The 15,207-nt window shown below is 57.3% G+C and carries 15 protein-coding genes; 3 read left to right on the plus strand and 12 right to left on the minus strand.

The window, feature by feature from the left end; translation table 11 throughout:
- Positions 1 to 5 precede the first annotated feature (5 nt).
- Positions 6 to 917, minus strand: coding sequence for a glycine--tRNA ligase subunit alpha (gene glyQ / locus LZU96_RS19665; RefSeq protein WP_233985725.1), 912 nt, complete (start codon positions 915 to 917; stop codon positions 6 to 8).
- Between the two features lie 220 nt (positions 918 to 1,137).
- On the opposite strand from glyQ, the gene LZU96_RS19670 reads away from it, so the two are divergent.
- A complete protein-coding gene (locus LZU96_RS19670) occupies positions 1,138 to 2,133 on the plus strand; it encodes an acyltransferase (RefSeq protein ID WP_233985726.1) in 996 nt (331 codons plus the stop codon).
- Positions 2,134 to 2,182: 49 nt separating this feature from the next.
- Here LZU96_RS19670 and yieH read toward each other — a convergent pair whose 3' ends face one another.
- Positions 2,183 to 2,842, minus strand: coding sequence for a 6-phosphogluconate phosphatase (gene yieH / locus LZU96_RS19675; protein ID WP_233985727.1), 660 nt, complete (start codon positions 2,840 to 2,842; stop codon positions 2,183 to 2,185).
- A 151-nt stretch (positions 2,843 to 2,993) separates the two neighbouring features.
- On the opposite strand from yieH, the gene LZU96_RS19680 reads away from it, so the two are divergent.
- Complete coding sequence (locus LZU96_RS19680; protein ID WP_233985728.1) at positions 2,994 to 4,307, plus strand: NCS2 family permease; 1,314 nt, start codon at positions 2,994 to 2,996, stop codon at positions 4,305 to 4,307.
- Between the two features lie 49 nt (positions 4,308 to 4,356).
- Here the strand turns inward: LZU96_RS19680 and LZU96_RS19685 are convergent, their stop codons facing one another.
- Both LZU96_RS19685 and LZU96_RS19690 read right to left on the minus strand, forming a co-directional pair.
- Positions 4,357 to 5,133: a hydroxypyruvate isomerase family protein gene (locus LZU96_RS19685; protein ID WP_233985729.1), complete on the minus strand. Its 777-nt coding sequence runs from the start codon at positions 5,131 to 5,133 to the stop codon at positions 4,357 to 4,359.
- Positions 5,134 to 5,184: 51 nt separating this feature from the next.
- Positions 5,185 to 6,504, minus strand: a complete 1,320-nt coding sequence (locus tag LZU96_RS19690; protein ID WP_233985730.1) for an MFS transporter — start codon at positions 6,502 to 6,504, stop codon at positions 5,185 to 5,187.
- Between the two features lie 335 nt (positions 6,505 to 6,839).
- Here LZU96_RS19690 and LZU96_RS19695 point away from each other — a divergent pair, with 335 nt between their 5' ends.
- The gene (locus LZU96_RS19695; protein ID WP_233985731.1) at positions 6,840 to 7,751 is read left to right on the plus strand and encodes a sugar phosphate isomerase/epimerase family protein; all 912 of its coding nucleotides are present in this window, start codon (positions 6,840 to 6,842) and stop codon (positions 7,749 to 7,751) included.
- A 43-nt stretch (positions 7,752 to 7,794) separates the two neighbouring features.
- Here LZU96_RS19695 and LZU96_RS19700 read toward each other — a convergent pair whose 3' ends face one another.
- From LZU96_RS19700 to rpmH, 8 genes are all read right to left on the minus strand, one after another.
- Positions 7,795 to 8,655, minus strand: a complete 861-nt coding sequence (locus LZU96_RS19700; RefSeq protein WP_233985732.1) for a sugar phosphate isomerase/epimerase family protein — start codon at positions 8,653 to 8,655, stop codon at positions 7,795 to 7,797.
- 308 nt (positions 8,656 to 8,963) lie between these two features.
- Positions 8,964 to 9,713, minus strand: a complete 750-nt coding sequence (locus LZU96_RS19705) for a 4'-phosphopantetheinyl transferase family protein (RefSeq protein ID WP_233985733.1) — start codon at positions 9,711 to 9,713, stop codon at positions 8,964 to 8,966.
- A gap of 189 nt (positions 9,714 to 9,902) precedes the next feature.
- Entirely contained in the window at positions 9,903 to 10,493 is a 591-nt protein-coding gene (locus LZU96_RS19710; protein WP_233985735.1) for a malonic semialdehyde reductase, read from the minus strand.
- Positions 10,494 to 10,770: 277 nt separating this feature from the next.
- Complete coding sequence (gene mnmE / locus LZU96_RS19715) at positions 10,771 to 12,135, minus strand: tRNA uridine-5-carboxymethylaminomethyl(34) synthesis GTPase MnmE (RefSeq protein WP_233985736.1); 1,365 nt, start codon at positions 12,133 to 12,135, stop codon at positions 10,771 to 10,773.
- A 91-nt stretch (positions 12,136 to 12,226) separates the two neighbouring features.
- The gene (yidC, locus tag LZU96_RS19720; protein ID WP_094119857.1) at positions 12,227 to 13,873 is read right to left on the minus strand and encodes a membrane protein insertase YidC; all 1,647 of its coding nucleotides are present in this window, start codon (positions 13,871 to 13,873) and stop codon (positions 12,227 to 12,229) included.
- Positions 13,874 to 13,875: 2 nt separating this feature from the next.
- Complete coding sequence (yidD, locus tag LZU96_RS19725) at positions 13,876 to 14,133, minus strand: membrane protein insertion efficiency factor YidD (RefSeq protein ID WP_072051038.1); 258 nt, start codon at positions 14,131 to 14,133, stop codon at positions 13,876 to 13,878.
- Positions 14,097 to 14,456 (minus strand): ribonuclease P protein component, encoded by a 360-nt coding sequence (gene rnpA, locus LZU96_RS19730; RefSeq protein WP_008926396.1) that lies wholly within the window; start codon positions 14,454 to 14,456, stop codon positions 14,097 to 14,099. Before rnpA ends, yidD begins: the two co-directional genes overlap by 37 nt.
- A 14-nt stretch (positions 14,457 to 14,470) precedes the next feature.
- A complete protein-coding gene (gene rpmH / locus LZU96_RS19735; RefSeq protein ID WP_003849659.1) occupies positions 14,471 to 14,611 on the minus strand; it encodes a 50S ribosomal protein L34 in 141 nt (46 codons plus the stop codon).
- Positions 14,612 to 15,207: the final 596 nt, after the last annotated feature.

Below are 15,207 nucleotides of genomic sequence, written 5' to 3' on the forward strand. Positions count from 1 at the left end.
GCCTCTTACTTTTTGTTATTGCACATCGGGAAGCCCAGTGCCTCGCGAGAGGCGTAGTAAGCTTCAGCCACGGCTTTCGTCAGGGTGCGGATACGCAGAATATAGCGCTGGCGCTCGGTGACCGAGATCGCTTTGCGTGCATCCAGCAGGTTAAAGCTGTGTGCGGCTTTCAGGATGCGTTCGTAAGCGGGCAGCGGCAGCGGTTTTTCCAGCGCCAGCAGATGCTGCGCCTCTTTCTCGTACTGCTCAAAGCAGGTAAAGAGGAAATTGACGTCGGCGTATTCGAAGTTATAGGTGGATTGCTCCACTTCGTTCTGATGGAACACGTCGCCGTAGGTGGTTTTACCCAGCGGACCGTCGCTCCACACCAGATCGTAGACGCTGTCGACGCCCTGGATATACATCGCCAGACGCTCCAGGCCATAGGTGATCTCACCGGTCACCGGCTTGCACTCCAGGCCACCGACCTGCTGGAAGTAAGTGAACTGCGTCACTTCCATGCCGTTGAGCCACACTTCCCAGCCCAGTCCCCAGGCACCCAACGTCGGGTTTTCCCAGTTATCTTCCACAAAGCGAATGTCATGCACCGTCGGGTCCATACCCAGCTCTTTCAGCGACCCGAGATACAGCTCCTGAATGTTGTCCGGTGACGGTTTAATGATCACCTGGAACTGGTAATAGTGCTGTAAGCGGTTCGGGTTCTCACCGTAGCGACCATCGGTCGGACGGCGAGACGGCTGCACGTAAGCGGCGGCGATCGGCTCCGGGCCGAGTGCGCGCAGGCAGGTCATCGGGTGTGAAGTGCCAGCGCCTACTTCCATGTCCAGCGGTTGAACAATGGTGCAGCCCTGACGTGCCCAGTAATCCTGCAAGGTCAGGATCAGGCCCTGAAAGGTCTTGGTATCAAACTTTTGCATGTTGAATTTGCACGCGATTGGCTAGATGAAAAAAGAGGGCAACAGTATACCCTTTGACCGCGCGATGTGCAGCCGGAAATCCTGTGCGGTTGCGGCGCGGTTTCACCGTAATCGCCTGTTGCAGCCATACAGAGGTCTCTGAATCCTGCGGCTAAAGGTTGTTGCCATCGCCGCGCCTGGCTACCCTTCTTCGCACGGACGCTATGCGCAAGAGGACGCCATGCCGCAGAAGATTTACTGGATCGATAATTTACGCGCGGTTGCCTGCCTGATGGTGATCGTGATCCACACCACCACCTGGTATATCACCGGCCCCATGGCGGTAACCGGCGCCAGCTGGGATGTTGCTAACCTGCTGAACTCCGCCTCACGGGTCTGCGTACCGCTGTTTTTTATGATCTCCGGCTACCTGTTTTTTGGTGAGCGCAGCGCGCAGCCGCGCCACATGATACGGCTGGTGCTCTGCCTGTTATTTTACAGCGCCGTGTCGCTGGCCTACATCACCTGGCTGACGCCGATCAGTGAAGGGCGCTCGATTCTGAAAATGCTGCAAAAGCCGGTTTTTTATCATCTGTGGTTCTTTTTTGCGCTGATCGGCATCTATCTGATGTCGCCGCTGATACAGGTGAAAAGCGTGCAGGCGCGTTATGTGGCGCTGCTGGTGCTGGTGCTGGCGGTACTGGCCAATCCCAATACCGTCAGCCAGTCGCTGGGGCCGTTTCACTTTCTGCCGGTCAACCTTTATGTCAGCGGTGACAGCATCTATTACCTGCTGTATGCACTGTTAGGACGGGCGATCGGCACCATGGAGACGACAAGACGTGGGCTGACGCCTGCCGCCACTGGTGTATTTATCGCCTGCGTCATAGGCATTGCGCTGGGCACAAAGCAGGCGTTACGGGTCAACGGGGCGTTTAACGACACCTGGTATCTCTACTGCGGGCCTCTGGTATTTATCGCGGCGATTAGTCTGCTGATGGTGTTTAAAAATGCGCTTAACCAGCGCGCGCTGCCGGGTTTAGCGCTGATTGCGCGCTATTCACTGCCGATCTACGGTTTTCACGCGCTGTTTATCCACTATCTGCGTACCCATCATTACGACGATATGTCACGTCCGTGGCTCGATCTGCCATGGGTATTCGGCGTCACGCTGGGCGGCAGCCTGCTGCTGGCGATGGTACTTAAACGCGTCGATAAACGTCACTTCGTCAGCTGACGGGCTGCGCGCGCTGCTGACACGACAGGCCGGGCCCGGCTGAAGCCTGTTATACCAGGTCCCAGCCGCGGGCGCGCCACAGCGCGGGCAGCTCCGCCATGTTGTCGAATCGCGTCACCAGCGGATGATCCAGTTCCGGGTTATGCGCATCGGCGCAGTAGTAGAAGACCGGAATACCGGCGGCAATGCCGGCACGCGCGCCCGCTTCAGAGTCATCCACCAGAATGCAGCGCTCAATCGCGACCTGCATCTGCTCGGCAGCGTGGTACATCAGTTCCGGATCGGGCTTCCAGTGCAGAATGTCATAACCGCTGTAGAGACGGTCAGCAAACCGCGGCAGCATGCCGGTTAAGCCCAGCGAGTGCTGCATCTTCTTCACCGTTCCGTTCGACACCACGCACATCGGCACTTTGATCTGCTCAACCAGCGCTTTCGCGCCGTCGATCGGCTTGAGATGCTGGTCAAACAGCTGTGCCACTTCGGCACGATAGGCGGTTTCCACCTCTTCCATCGGTAACGACGTCTGATGCGCTTCACCGACGTCGCGGATGATGTCGTACAGTTTGACGCCTTTATACTGCTCAAACATCTGCTGCAGCGACAGGTCGATGCCATAGCGGGCGAAGGTATTGACGTAGGCCTGGGTACAGAGCAGTTCGCTGTCCACCAGCGTGCCATCGCAATCGAAAAAGACGCATTCTACTGACATCAGACTCTATCCTTTGATTTTATGGGCGTCCCTCACTCTACCGTACTGAGCGAAGATTGCGAGAGTGGCAATCGGTTGCGAAAAATCATTGTATTGGCCTGGTAAAATCGCCAGGATACGCGCCGATGATTTTTTCTTCTGGATGGATGGCATGAGCAAGCAAGGCCTTTTGCAGCGCATCTTTAAACTGCAGGAACATGGCACCACGGTGCGCACCGAAGTGATCGCAGGGGTAACCACCTTTCTCACCATGGTTTACATCGTCTTTGTGAACCCGCAGATCCTTGGCGTGGCCGGTATGGACACCCAGGCGGTGTTTGTCACCACCTGCCTGATTGCCGCCTTCGGCAGTATTCTGATGGGGCTGTTTGCCAATCTGCCGGTGGCGCTGGCGCCGGCGATGGGGCTGAACGCCTTTTTCGCCTTTGTGGTGGTGGGCGCGATGGGCTATTCCTGGCAGGTCGGCATGGGCGCGATCTTCTGGGGTGCGGTGGGCCTGCTGATCCTGACGCTGCTGCGGGTGCGCTACTGGATGATTGCCAACATTCCGCTGAGTCTGCGCGTCGGCATCACCGCCGGGATTGGTTTGTTTATCGCCATGATGGGGCTGAAAAATGCCGGCATTATTGTGCCCAATCCCGATACGCTGGTGGCGGTAGGCAACCTGACTTCGCACAGCGTACTGCTGGGCGCGCTGGGTTTCTTTATTATCGCTATTCTGGCGTCACGTAATATCCATGCCGCCGTACTGATCTCTATGGTGGTCACTACCGCCATTGGCTGGATGCTGGGCGACGTGAAGTTTGTTGGCCTGTTTTCCGCGCCGCCGGCCATCAGCTCAGTGGTGGGCCAGGTCGACATCAAAGGTGCATTCAACATCGGCATGGCTGGCGTCATCTTCTCCTTTATGCTGGTCAATCTGTTCGACTCCTCCGGCACGCTGATCGGTGTTACCGACAAAGCCGGGCTGACCGATGAAACCGGCACCTTCCCGCGTATGCAGCAGGCGCTCTATGTTGACAGCATCAGCTCGGTCAGCGGCGCGCTGGCAGGAACCTCTTCGGTCACCGCCTACATTGAAAGCACCTCGGGCGTCGCGATTGGTGGCCGGACCGGTTTGATGGCGGTGGTCACCGGCGTGCTGTTTTTGCTGGTGATGTTCCTGTCGCCGCTGGCGGCCATGGTGCCAGGCTACGCCGCAGCCGGTGCGCTGATTTATGTCGGCGTTTTGATGACCGCCAGCCTGTCGCGCGTGCGCTGGGATGATTTGACCGAAGCGGTGCCCGCTTTCGTCACCACCGCGATGATGCCGTTCAGCTTCTCCATTACCGAAGGCATTGCGCTGGGCTTTATCGCTTACTGCGTGATGAAACTTGGCACCGGCCGCTGGCGCGAAATCAGCCCTTGCGTGGTGATTGTCGCACTGCTGTTTGTGCTGAAGATTGTGTTTATCGACGCACATTAACCGCCGCAATAGCCGCATCAGGCCGCTCCCGTCAGGGCAGCGGCCTTTTTTATTTCAGCACCCCAAGCTGACGCAGATGGGCAAAGCTGGCGTCCGTTGCGCCCTGCGGATGAAACTCCAGGCTGACCCAGCCGTCATAGTTGAGGTTATCCAGCAGCGTGAACAATCGCCCGAAATCGACTTCGCCGCTGCCGGGCTGGTGACGACCGGGAACGTCCGCAATCTGGATATGCGCGATACGGTCGATAAAGGCGGGCAGCACGCGATACGGATCTTCACCGGCGCGCAGCGAATGCCAGAGGTCATATTGCACCGCCAGATTATCACTGCCGATCTGGTCAAACAGTCGCACCGCCTGCTCCACGCCGGAGATCACCGCGCCAGGCACATCACCGTGATTAATCGGCTCCAGCACCAGTTGAATGTCATGCGCCCTGAGCGCGCTGGCCGCCAGGGCAAAATTTTCGCGCAGGGTAGGCAGAGGATCGCCCTGTCCCGCAGCCGGTCCTGACGGGCAGTTAATACGTGGCGGTTTCAGCTGCTGCCCATAGCTCACCGCCTGGTCGATAGCACGGCGGAACTCCTCACGCCGCGCCGGTTGCGCCGCGAATCCACGGTCACCGGCATCCCAGTCACCCAGCGGCATATTAAACAGCACCAGCTGCTGCTGATTGCGATCCAATGCCTGCTGGATATCGGCGCTTTCCAGGCCATAGGGGAAGAAAAATTCGACCGCCTCAAATCCGGCTTCAGCGGCGCGATCGAAGCGTTCATAAAACGGATATTCGGTGTAGAGCATGGTCAGATTAGCGGCAAAACGAAGCATAGTCTCTCCTGTAAGGTGTCGCCCGGCAGCCTAACCGCCAGGCGAGAGCGGTTAGCTGATTTGGGTGCTGCCGGTTGGCAACGGCGCGGCCGGCGGCGCAAAACGGATAAACAGCGTGCCGACCACGTAGAGCGCGGCGCACAAGGTAAAGAAGGTCAGCACACCGCCATAGCCGCCGGTGAGCTGCAGGATCAGGCCAGCGAGGATCGGCACCAGAATGCCGCCCACGCTGCCCGCCATATTCATAAAACCGCCGACCAGACCGGCGCGCGCCGGATGGGCGATCAGCGCCGGAATGCTCCAGTAGATACTGCCGCCGCCGGTCAGGAAGAAGGAGGCGACCGACAGCATCGCCACCGCGGTAATCGGGTTAGCGACATCCGGCAACGCAAAGAAGATCAGCAGCGTAACGCCGCCCGACAGCGCAATCAGGCTCTTCACCACCGTTCCGTGCTGAAAGCCACGCTTCACCAGCGCATCGACGGCGAACCCGGCACCGAGTGATCCTGCTGCGCCCAGCATAAAAATCACAAAGGTGGCGTTACCGATGGAGCGCAAATCGAAGCCGCGTGCCTGCGCCAGATAGCTGGGTCCCCAGGTCATCAGGCCAAAGTAGATCATCGCCCAGGTCGCCCGGCCAAACATCAGACCGCACAGCGATCGCCAGTCGACGCCCGGACCGGCTGGCGGCGGCGCATCCGGCTGCGCACCCTCGTCACGACCCTGTCGTATCTGCGCCAGTTCGGCGGCGTTAACCCGTGGGTCCTCTTCCGGACGATCGCGCAGCTTGTACCACGCCAGCAGCGCCAGCGACATGCTGAACAGGCCGGCGACGATAAACGCCAGCCGCCACGAATCGAGCATGTCGATCAGATAGGCGATGATCAGTCCACCAAACGCCACACCCAGCGGGCTGCCGCAATCCATGATGGCTGCGCCGCGGCCGCGTTCCGATTTCGGCATCCAGCTGGCATTCATTTTGCCGCCGGAGGGCGAAATCGGCGTTTCGGCAACGCCCAGCGCAATGCGGGCGAAAATCAGCGACAGTCCGCCCGTCGCCAGCGCCAGCCCAATCTGGCTAAGGCCCCAGAGTATGCTGGAGAACGTCAGTACCTTACGCGGACCAAAGCGGTCCAGCGCCCAGCCGCCCGGCACCTGCAGCAACGCGTATGACCAGAAAAAACTGCTGAGAATCAGTCCCTGCATGGCAGGCGACAGGTGAAACTCATCTTTGATAAACGGAATGCCGATGGAAAGCGTAATGCGATCCATCAGATTGACCGCCAGCAGGACAAAGAGTACGGCGAATATGCGCCAGCGAACCCGGGTGGGCTGGGCCGCGGTATCGGAATCAGGGTGTAACGCTTGCATAACTTTCTCCCGCTTGTCAGTGGCGATGCCGGAAGCATTCCGGACACTGAACATATGTTCATTAACATATCTTATGTATAGCCATTAAAGCGGATTCTCAGAGAAAAGATTTGCGACAGCTCACACTTCCGTAAATGCAGTCAAAAAGGGCTGCAACAGGACAATAATCTGAATAATAGCGCCATATCATTGATAACGGTGACTAACCAGTTGGGCAAAAAATCCCATCACGCCGTCAAAAATGTGAAGTCAGCCGCATTAATCCCGGCAACATTACGCTTTTCTTGATGAACAAAAGTTTTCATTAATAACTTATGAATAAATCAGGAGGCAGGATGAAACAGACCGCGCTGGTGCCCTCAGCTCATATTGCTGAGCTGTTCTTTCCGGATATGCAGGATGAAAGCAAAGTCGTCGATATAGCTCAGCACCTCAGTCAGCAGCCATTTTATCGTTTCATTGAAACCGGCATGGTGATGCAAGCGGCGCAGGCCCGACGACTGCGGGATATCAGTGAAACGCAGCAGGTGAAGCTGACACAGTGGATGACCTTTGTGTTGAATCAGCAAGGTCTGAACCTCAGCAGCCCTGATCCGATTCAGCGTAAGCGCAGCATGAAACGGGCCTGCGAACTGGTGCATCGTGCTGCCGACTGTGGCGCAACCCGGATTGCCTTCGTCAGTGGCAGCGATCCCGGCGAGGCACTGCGCGAAGCGGCCAAAAGTGCACTCGGCGAGACGCTGGAACAGATCGGTGAAGTGATGAGTCAATACCCGCAGATGATCATGCAGCTGGAGCCGCTGGACCGCTTCGCCCATAAATGCCAGCTCATCGGCCCCACTGACGAAACCCTGAACTGGATGAAGCCGCTGCGCCGGACCTGTCCACGGCTCTATCTCGCCTGGGATAGCGCGCATGTGGCATTGAATCAGGAAGATCCGATCGCGGCTCTGCGTCAGTCCGGATCGCTGATCTCACAGCTGCATTTATCCAATGCCATACTCGATCCGCACGATCCGGGTTACGGCGATCACCATATGCGTTTTGGCGCGCCTGGCTTCCTGACGCCCGCCGTGGCGGCGGAGATTGTGGCCGCAGCCCGTCAACTGCCGGACGATCCGCTCTTAGAGGAGCGCAGCATTGCAGTGGAGATGCGCACCACCGATCGGGACGATCGCTGGCAGACCGAGCTGGCGTGCCGGGATTTTCTGCAACAGGCACTCGTCGGGGCAGCGCAGACAGCCTGACACCGCCGGTACGCCGCGTGCGTACCGGCTAAGGAACGGTCCGTTAGTGGTCTGCAGCCAGCCGATAACCCAGCATCTTTTCCAGCGCCAGCCGCGACCGGATTAGCACTTCAAGGCTGATGCCCGGATCAACCGGCTGGTCAGCCCGCTGCGGCCAGCTGTCGGGCTGGCGGTGCATTCGCAGAGGGATCTCCAGGCTGGCCGGGATAGCATTTTCCGCCAGCGCCTGAAGCAGCGGCGCATAATTGAGTTCACCTTCTCCAATCGGCGGGAAATGATATTCTCCATTCTGCCGCATCACATCTTTAAGGTGGCAATGCCGGGCGCCAGGCAGCATCGTCAGCGCCTCAGCGATCGGATCCTGCTGCGGACAGAGCGACACCATGTTGCCGGGATCGAGATTAAATGCCACCGCCGGATGGCTGACGGCCTCCAGCAGCGCGAAGCCATCCTCCGCCAGCGCAAAGGCGTCATAGTCCGGATCGCCCCCATTCTCGATACACAAAATGCAGCCCGCCTCTTCGGCAATCGGTGCCATGCGTCGCAGGTTATCTATTAATGCCGCACGATCATCGCGTCGCGCGGTGCAGGCGTTAAGATAGCGGGCACCAATCTGCTGAGCAAAAGCCACCCGCAGACGGAATTGCTCCACCGCATCCGGGGCTGCCAGATTAATGGTGCAGCCAAGTGCATGCATCTTCAGACCATATTGCTGTTTAAGATCGTTGATGCGTGCGGCATTCTCCCGGCCAAACAGGGCCGGATCGAGTTGCCCGACATAGCCCTGATTGTAAGCCAGCTCAATGTAAGCAAAACCCGCGTCGCGTACGGTACGAAAGGCAACTTCCGGCGAATGCCCATCGAACATGGCGCTGTTCACGCCCAGCTTCATTTTTTCCATCATCCTCTCCTCAGGCGCGGCCACTGACGGCAGCGCTGGTGATCCTCTGCTTAACAAAAGCTCACCTTGATTACTTGTGTTCAACTTTATAGAAACAAACAGCGCGGAATGAAGTGATGACGGTCACAAAAGCCTGCATCAAGCCCACGAGGTAGCAGCGTTGCGGTCGGGATCACAGCCAAAAATATGAATTTTTTCAGTGATATTGTCACAGATGGGTCAGCGCAGCAGCCGCATGAACAGATGAAAAACTTCTTTTCTTCTGATCGTAATGTTGGGGTTTTACGCGATACGCAGGTGGTGCTCAGCCGCTAGATTTCGGGATGCAGACTGCGTTCGGTAGGCAGGCTGGTCAGCCGCAGAGCGCGGGGACCAATATTGGGTTTACTCATTTCCACTTCGCGTAAAACGATCCACTGGTGGTCATTATCCATCTCCCACAGATGCAGGCGCTGGGTCGCCGGTGAAAGCGCACAGGACCAGACCAGCGTCGGCTCAGCATCGCATACCACCTGAATATCCGGAAAGAGTGATGAGCGCAGGCGGCCTGCGCCTGGCAGCAGACGCAGTGAATCCAGCCCCTGCTGGCGCTCACCTGTCAGCTTGAGAATGCTCTGGCGCAGCGTCCAGATTTGCGTCACGGCTTCGACAAAATCCTGCTGGGCATTAATCCAGGCGATCTCGCCGGAGGTTAATCCCTGCATCAGCTGCTCCTGAGTCTGGCGGCTGCGCGCCCGTACAATTTCCATATCCAGCCCGGCGCGTCCGCCCTCTTCAGCCAGCAGCACGCCGACCATATTACCGGCATAGGCAATGCTGAAATCAGGCAGATCGCTGTCAGCAAAAGCGGGTCGCCCGTTGCTGTCGGTAATCAGGCGCGGCAGCTGATTAATGCCATAAACCCGCAGCATCAGTTGCGCCAGCAGCGTACGCGCGGCAAGAAAACGTCCACGGCGCTTATCAGCAAACTGCTGTGCCGTGTCAACGATATCCTGGGGAATGCGCATATCTTCTGCAGAAAAGTCGGGATTGCCCGTCCAGCGTACAAAATGACCAGCCATCTGTCGCTCCGTGAAAATGGTCAGATAATCATCAGCTGCATTGTAAGAATTTTCTTAGCTTAATGCACCCGGCATCACACAGATTGGGGTAAATTCGGAATAGGACGAGCCATCAGAGAGAATTTGCGGCGCTGAGTTTTCAATCGTGCCACAAGAAGCGTCGCGACGGGCATCGCGACGCTGAGCGCATCAGGCGAAACGGCACGCCTGCTCAAAACTGAGGCGCGGCAGACGCGGGTGCAGTTTTGATGCTTCACCATAGCCGAGGTTAATCAGCAGGTTAACCTGATACTGACCGTCGGGGAAAAAGGCGTCATTGACTTTGGCCGGATCAAAACCGGACATCGGGCCGGCATCCAGCCCCAGCGAGCGGGCCGCCAGAATCAGATAACCCGCCTGCAGGCTGCTGTTACGGAAAGCGGTCTCTTTCGCTGCTTCCGGGCTGCCGGTAAACCAGCTGCGGGCGTCAGCATGCGGGAACAGCGCGGGCAATTGTTCATAAAATTCGCGGTCCCAGGCGACAATCACCGTGACCGGCGCGCTCATGGTTTTTTCGAGGTTGCCGGAAGAGAGCGCCGGTTTCAGCTTCTCTTTGCCTTCCGCCGAGGTCACGAAAACAAATCGCGCGGGCGAGCAGTTTGCCGAAGTCGGGCCCAGCGCCGTTAAGGCATAGAGCTGCTCCAGCAGGGCGTTATCGACTGGCTTAGCCTGCCAGTAACTGTGGGTGCGGGCGTCGGTAAACAGCGTGTCCAGTGCGGCAGTGTCGAGCGGTGTACTCATGCAACTCTCCTGTGTCAGGCGAAAAATTTCGCCCAAGGGTATCCACGTATAGGGTTTGCGTCCGGTCCGGCGGAATGAGGCGGGGATTGTTCACCGCAATCCGTAGCCGCACGTCAGATCGGCGCTTCAACCGTTATACGGCAATGCCGGGCCGCCGCAAAATAACATATCAGCAAGAATCACCGCAGGCAGGATGCAAAAGGATGGCGGTGGCGTGATTAGCGAGAGGAAGGATCAGGCCCGACGGCGGGAGGCCGTCGGGCCGGCAAATCAGCGGTTATTTACCGATACAGAAGCTGGAGAAGATGCGGCCCAGCAGATCGTCAGAGGTGAACTCGCCGGTAATCTCGCTTAGCGCCTGCTGTGCAAGGCGAAGCTCTTCTGCCAGTAACTCACCGGCCCAGGCACCCAGCAGCTGCGCTTTGCCCTGAAGTAAGTGAGTCGCCGCTAACTCCAGCGCCTGAAGATGACGACGACGCGCCAGGAAGCCGCCTTCCATATTGCCGGCGAACCCCATGCTTTGCTTGAGATGGTCACGCAGTTGATCAACGCCCGCGCTGGTCCGGGCCGACAGCCGAATCAGTGAGTGACCATTTACTTCAGTCAGCCCGAGAGGTTCGCCAGTGACATCCGCTTTATTCCGCACCACGGTAATCGGCAGTTCAGGCGGCAGACGTGAGACAAAATCGGGCCAGATGGCGGCGGCTTCGGTGGCATCGGTCGTCGTGCCGTCCACCATAAACAGCACCCGGTCAGCCTGTTCGATCTCCTGCCAGGCGCGCTCAATCCCGATACGTTCCACTTCGTCGCTGGCCTCACGCAGACCGGCGGTGTCGATGATATGCAGCGGCATGCCATCAATATGAATATGCTCACGCAGCACGTCACGGGTGGTACCTGCGATATCCGTGACGATGGCGGCATCCCGGCCCGCCAGCGCATTCAGCAGGCTCGATTTGCCCGCGTTAGGCCGTCCCGCAATCACCACTTTCATGCCTTCGCGCAGCAGGCTGCCCTGACGCGCCTCAGCCCGCACGCCATCCAGATCGGCCATCACCGCATTCAGCTGCGCTTCGATTTTTCCGTCAGAGAGGAAATCGATCTCCTCGTCCGGGAAGTCGATGGCGGCTTCAACGTAGATGCGCAGATGAGTCAGCGCTTCCACCAGTTGATTGACGCGGGTAGAGAAGACGCCCTGCAGCGAATTGACCGCCGAACGGGCCGCCTGCTCTGAGCTGGCATCAATCAGATCGGCTATCGCCTCGGCCTGCGCCAGATCGAGCTTATCGTTGAGAAAGGCGCGCTCAGAAAACTCACCAGGCTGGGCGATGCGTACGCCGGGCAGCGCCACGATGCGCTTCAGCAACAGATCGAGGATCACCGGGCCGCCGTGGCCCTGCAGCTCCAGCACATCTTCACCGGTAAACGAGTTTGGCCCCGGAAACCACAGCGCAATACCCTGATCCAGCACGCTGCCGTCGGCATCGGTGAACGGCAGATAGTCGGCATAGCGTGGCTTAGGCAGTTTGCCCAGCAGCTGCTGTGCCACCTCGGCGGCTCGTGCGCCAGAGACGCGCAAAATGCCGACGCCGCCGCGTCCGGGCGGCGTGGCCTGGGCAACAATAGTATCGCTGTGGCTCATAAATTCTCTCTCGCTACAAAAAACAAAGGCGGTCGCTTTGACCGCCTGAGGATAGACCGTTTAGGGCGGGATCGCTCCCGCTTTACATCGCTTAGGCTTTCTTCTTGTCGCGGCTATGCAGACCGCGTTTTTCCAGGCCGCGATAAATCAGCTGCTGCTGGAGAATGGTCACCAGGTTGCTGACGATGTAGTACAGCACCAGACCTGACGGGAACCACAGGAAGAACACGGTGAAAATCACCGGCATGTAAGTCATGATCTTCTGCTGCATCGGATCGGTCACGGTGGTCGGTGACATCTTCTGAATGAAGAACATGGTGATGCCCATCAGAATCGGCAGGATGTAGTACGGGTCCTGCGCAGAGAGGTCATGGATCCACAGCACAAACGGCGCGTGACGCAGCTCTACCGAACCTGACAGCATGTAATAGAGCGCCAGGAAGATAGGCATCTGAATCACCAGCGGCAGACAGCCACCCAGCGGATTCACCTTCTCTGCTTTATACAGCGCCATCATTTCCTGGCTCTGCTTCTGCTTGTCATCACCCAGACGTTCACGCATCGCCTGAATCTTCGGCTGCAGCATACGCATCTTGGCCATCGAGGTGTACTGCGCTTTGGTCAGCGGGTACATGATGCCGCGCACGATGAAGGTGATCACGATAATGGAGAAGCCCCAGTTACCGATAAAGCTGTGGATAAATTTCAGCAGTTTGAACAGCGGCTGAGAGATAAACCACAACCAGCCGTAATCCACGGTCAGATCAAGGTGCGGCGCAATCGCTGCCATCTTGTCCTGAATTTCCGGGCCGACCCACAGAGTCGCACCAAGGTTCTGCTGTGCGCCCGCGGCAATCGTCACCGGCGCAGATTTGTAGCCAATCGCCGCCACGCCATTACCCAGGTTACTGGTATAAAGGGTGTTAGTGCCTTCGGTACGCGGAACCCATGCGGTTGCGAAGTACTGCTGCAGCATCGCCACCCAGCCGTTGCTGGTGGTGGTGCTCAGGTTCTCGTTATCGGCGATGGTGTCGAATTTGTACTTCTCATATTTCGACTCGCTGGTGGAGTATGCCGCACCACGGAAGGTATGCAGTGCAAAGTTGTTGCTGCCGGTATCACGGTGCTTAGGCAGATCAATGGTCTGCTTCAGCTGGCCAAACAGCGACACTTCCAGCGGCTGCTGGGTGGTGTTGTTGACGTGATAGTCGACGTTAACCGCATATTCGCCACGCTTGAACACGAAGGTTTTGGTGTAAACCACGCCGTTCTCAGCGGTATAAGTCATCGGCACACGCAGCTCGGACTGGCCTTCGGCCATCTCGAAGTGATCCTGCGTGGTGGTGAACAGTGGACGTGCGCCATTGTTCGGGTTGTCCGGGCCATTACGGCCGGTCAGACCACTCTGTGCCTGATAAAGGAACGATGGCGTCGTTTCAAGCAGCTGGAACGGCTGGTCGGAACCCAGTTTGTCCGGGAAAGTCAGCAGCTGTGCTTGTTCAACATCACCGCCGCGGGTGTTGATATTTAATGACAGGACATCAGTCTTAACGGTGATCGTCTGGCCCTGACCGCTGGCCGGTACACCCTGACTGGCGGCATCACCCGCTACGCTGTTTGTGTTTTGTGTGGTCTGCGTCTGCTGTGGCTGCGGAGCGTGGTCCGTCTGCCAGGCTTGCCAGATCATAAAAGACACGAACAGAAAAGCGATGAGAAAGAGATTGCGTTGCGAATCCATCGTTAATGTTCTCTGGTATCAAAGGTTTTTGGCGGCACAGGATCGTCACCACCCGGGTTCAAAGGGTGGCATTTTAATACGCGTTTTAACGTCAACCAACTGCCTTTTATCACGCCGAACCTGCGTAATGCCTCAATTCCGTATTGAGAGCAGGTCGGATGAAACCGACAGTGTGGTCCCAGTAATGGACTGATGCCGCGTTGATAGACGCGTATCAGGACGATCAGGAGCCGCGCGCCAGGCGACAGTGACGACGCCATAATTTCTCCAACGCTTCCGCCAGCATACGGTTATCCAGATCGGCAACCCCCTTCTTCGCGACCACCACGAAGTCCATCGACGGCAGTTCATGTTGACGCAGACGAAAACTTTCGCGGGTCAATCGCTTGATCCGGTTGCGTTCGTGGGCGCGTTTCACATGTTTTTTAGCGACGGTGAGACCGATGCGGGGATGCCCCAGCGCGTTAAGGCGGCCGAGAATAGTAATTTGCGGCGTGCCAGCCCGTTGTGGCTGCTGGAAGACGAAAGTGAAATGAGTGGGAGTTAACAAGCGTAACTCCCTGGGAAATGCGAGCTTACCCATCAGGGTTAGCTTTATTACTTAGAAACGGTCAGACGAGAACGGCCTTTAGCACGACGACGTGCCAGAACCTGACGACCATTTTTTGTAGCCATACGAGCACGGAAACCGTGTGAACGGTTGCGCTTCAGTACGGACGGTTGAAAAGTGCGTTTCATGGCGGTTTCTACCTAAACTTGAAAATTTTCACTGGGTGACGCGTTTCGGGCCAATAAATCGACCGACGCCTCAATGTGTCTTTAATAAAGAGGCGGGATTGTAATAATTGTACAGTCCCGAGTCAATTTACTTCGCGTGCAGCAGTACCTGAAAACACGGATACAGCCCGCTGAGTCCGGGCATTGGGCTTAACGCGACAACGCCGGGTGACGAATTATACGGGCTCCCGGTCAAAGCGCAAGGATCGTACCGGATCTTATTGCGATCAAATTGGCGGATCGTGGGGATAAAACGAGAAGTCGCCCGAAAATCTGACGCATTCAGCCAGATTCCTGCTGGTTTTTCCTGCAACTGGCGTAAACTTCTCTGCGCGCCTTTCGCCTGTGGATAAAAAGGATCAAAACTGTGTAGAAAGGGAAGATCTCTGTCTCGCTTTGCGCTATGATCCGCCCTTCCGCTGACGATCCTCCGGTGATTGCAGGATGGAAAACCGCTGATAGCGGTCGCAGGCGCTTTCTTACGTCTGTGTCAAAAATGAACGTTTCTTAGAGTAACGCCTACTATTCTTATCGAATTTGTACGAGTGGAGTCCGCC

The organism is Pantoea agglomerans (assembly GCF_021397715.1).
Classification (GTDB): domain Bacteria; phylum Pseudomonadota; class Gammaproteobacteria; order Enterobacterales; family Enterobacteriaceae; genus Pantoea; species Pantoea astica.

Bases quoted from the DNA above. Each gene is read 5' to 3' on its own strand.
- glyQ (WP_233985725.1), bottom strand. From the start codon at position 917: ATGCAAAAGTTTGATACCAAGACCTTTCAGGGCCTGATCCTGACCTTG.
- LZU96_RS19670 (WP_233985726.1), top strand. From the start codon at position 1,138: ATGCCGCAGAAGATTTACTGGATCGATAATTTACGCGCGGTTGCCTGC.
- yieH (WP_233985727.1), bottom strand. From the start codon at position 2,842: ATGTCAGTAGAATGCGTCTTTTTCGATTGCGATGGCACGCTGGTGGAC.
- LZU96_RS19680 (WP_233985728.1), top strand. From the start codon at position 2,994: ATGAGCAAGCAAGGCCTTTTGCAGCGCATCTTTAAACTGCAGGAACAT.
- LZU96_RS19685 (WP_233985729.1), bottom strand. From the start codon at position 5,133: ATGCTTCGTTTTGCCGCTAATCTGACCATGCTCTACACCGAATATCCG.
- LZU96_RS19690 (WP_233985730.1), bottom strand. From the start codon at position 6,504: ATGCAAGCGTTACACCCTGATTCCGATACCGCGGCCCAGCCCACCCGG.
- LZU96_RS19695 (WP_233985731.1), top strand. From the start codon at position 6,840: ATGAAACAGACCGCGCTGGTGCCCTCAGCTCATATTGCTGAGCTGTTC.
- LZU96_RS19700 (WP_233985732.1), bottom strand. From the start codon at position 8,655: ATGATGGAAAAAATGAAGCTGGGCGTGAACAGCGCCATGTTCGATGGG.
- LZU96_RS19705 (WP_233985733.1), bottom strand. From the start codon at position 9,713: ATGGCTGGTCATTTTGTACGCTGGACGGGCAATCCCGACTTTTCTGCA.
- LZU96_RS19710 (WP_233985735.1), bottom strand. From the start codon at position 10,493: ATGAGTACACCGCTCGACACTGCCGCACTGGACACGCTGTTTACCGAC.
- mnmE (WP_233985736.1), bottom strand. From the start codon at position 12,135: ATGAGCCACAGCGATACTATTGTTGCCCAGGCCACGCCGCCCGGACGC.
- yidC (WP_094119857.1), bottom strand. From the start codon at position 13,873: ATGGATTCGCAACGCAATCTCTTTCTCATCGCTTTTCTGTTCGTGTCT.
- yidD (WP_072051038.1), bottom strand. From the start codon at position 14,133: ATGGCGTCGTCACTGTCGCCTGGCGCGCGGCTCCTGATCGTCCTGATA.
- rnpA (WP_008926396.1), bottom strand. From the start codon at position 14,456: ATGGGTAAGCTCGCATTTCCCAGGGAGTTACGCTTGTTAACTCCCACT.
- rpmH (WP_003849659.1), bottom strand. From the start codon at position 14,611: ATGAAACGCACTTTTCAACCGTCCGTACTGAAGCGCAACCGTTCACAC.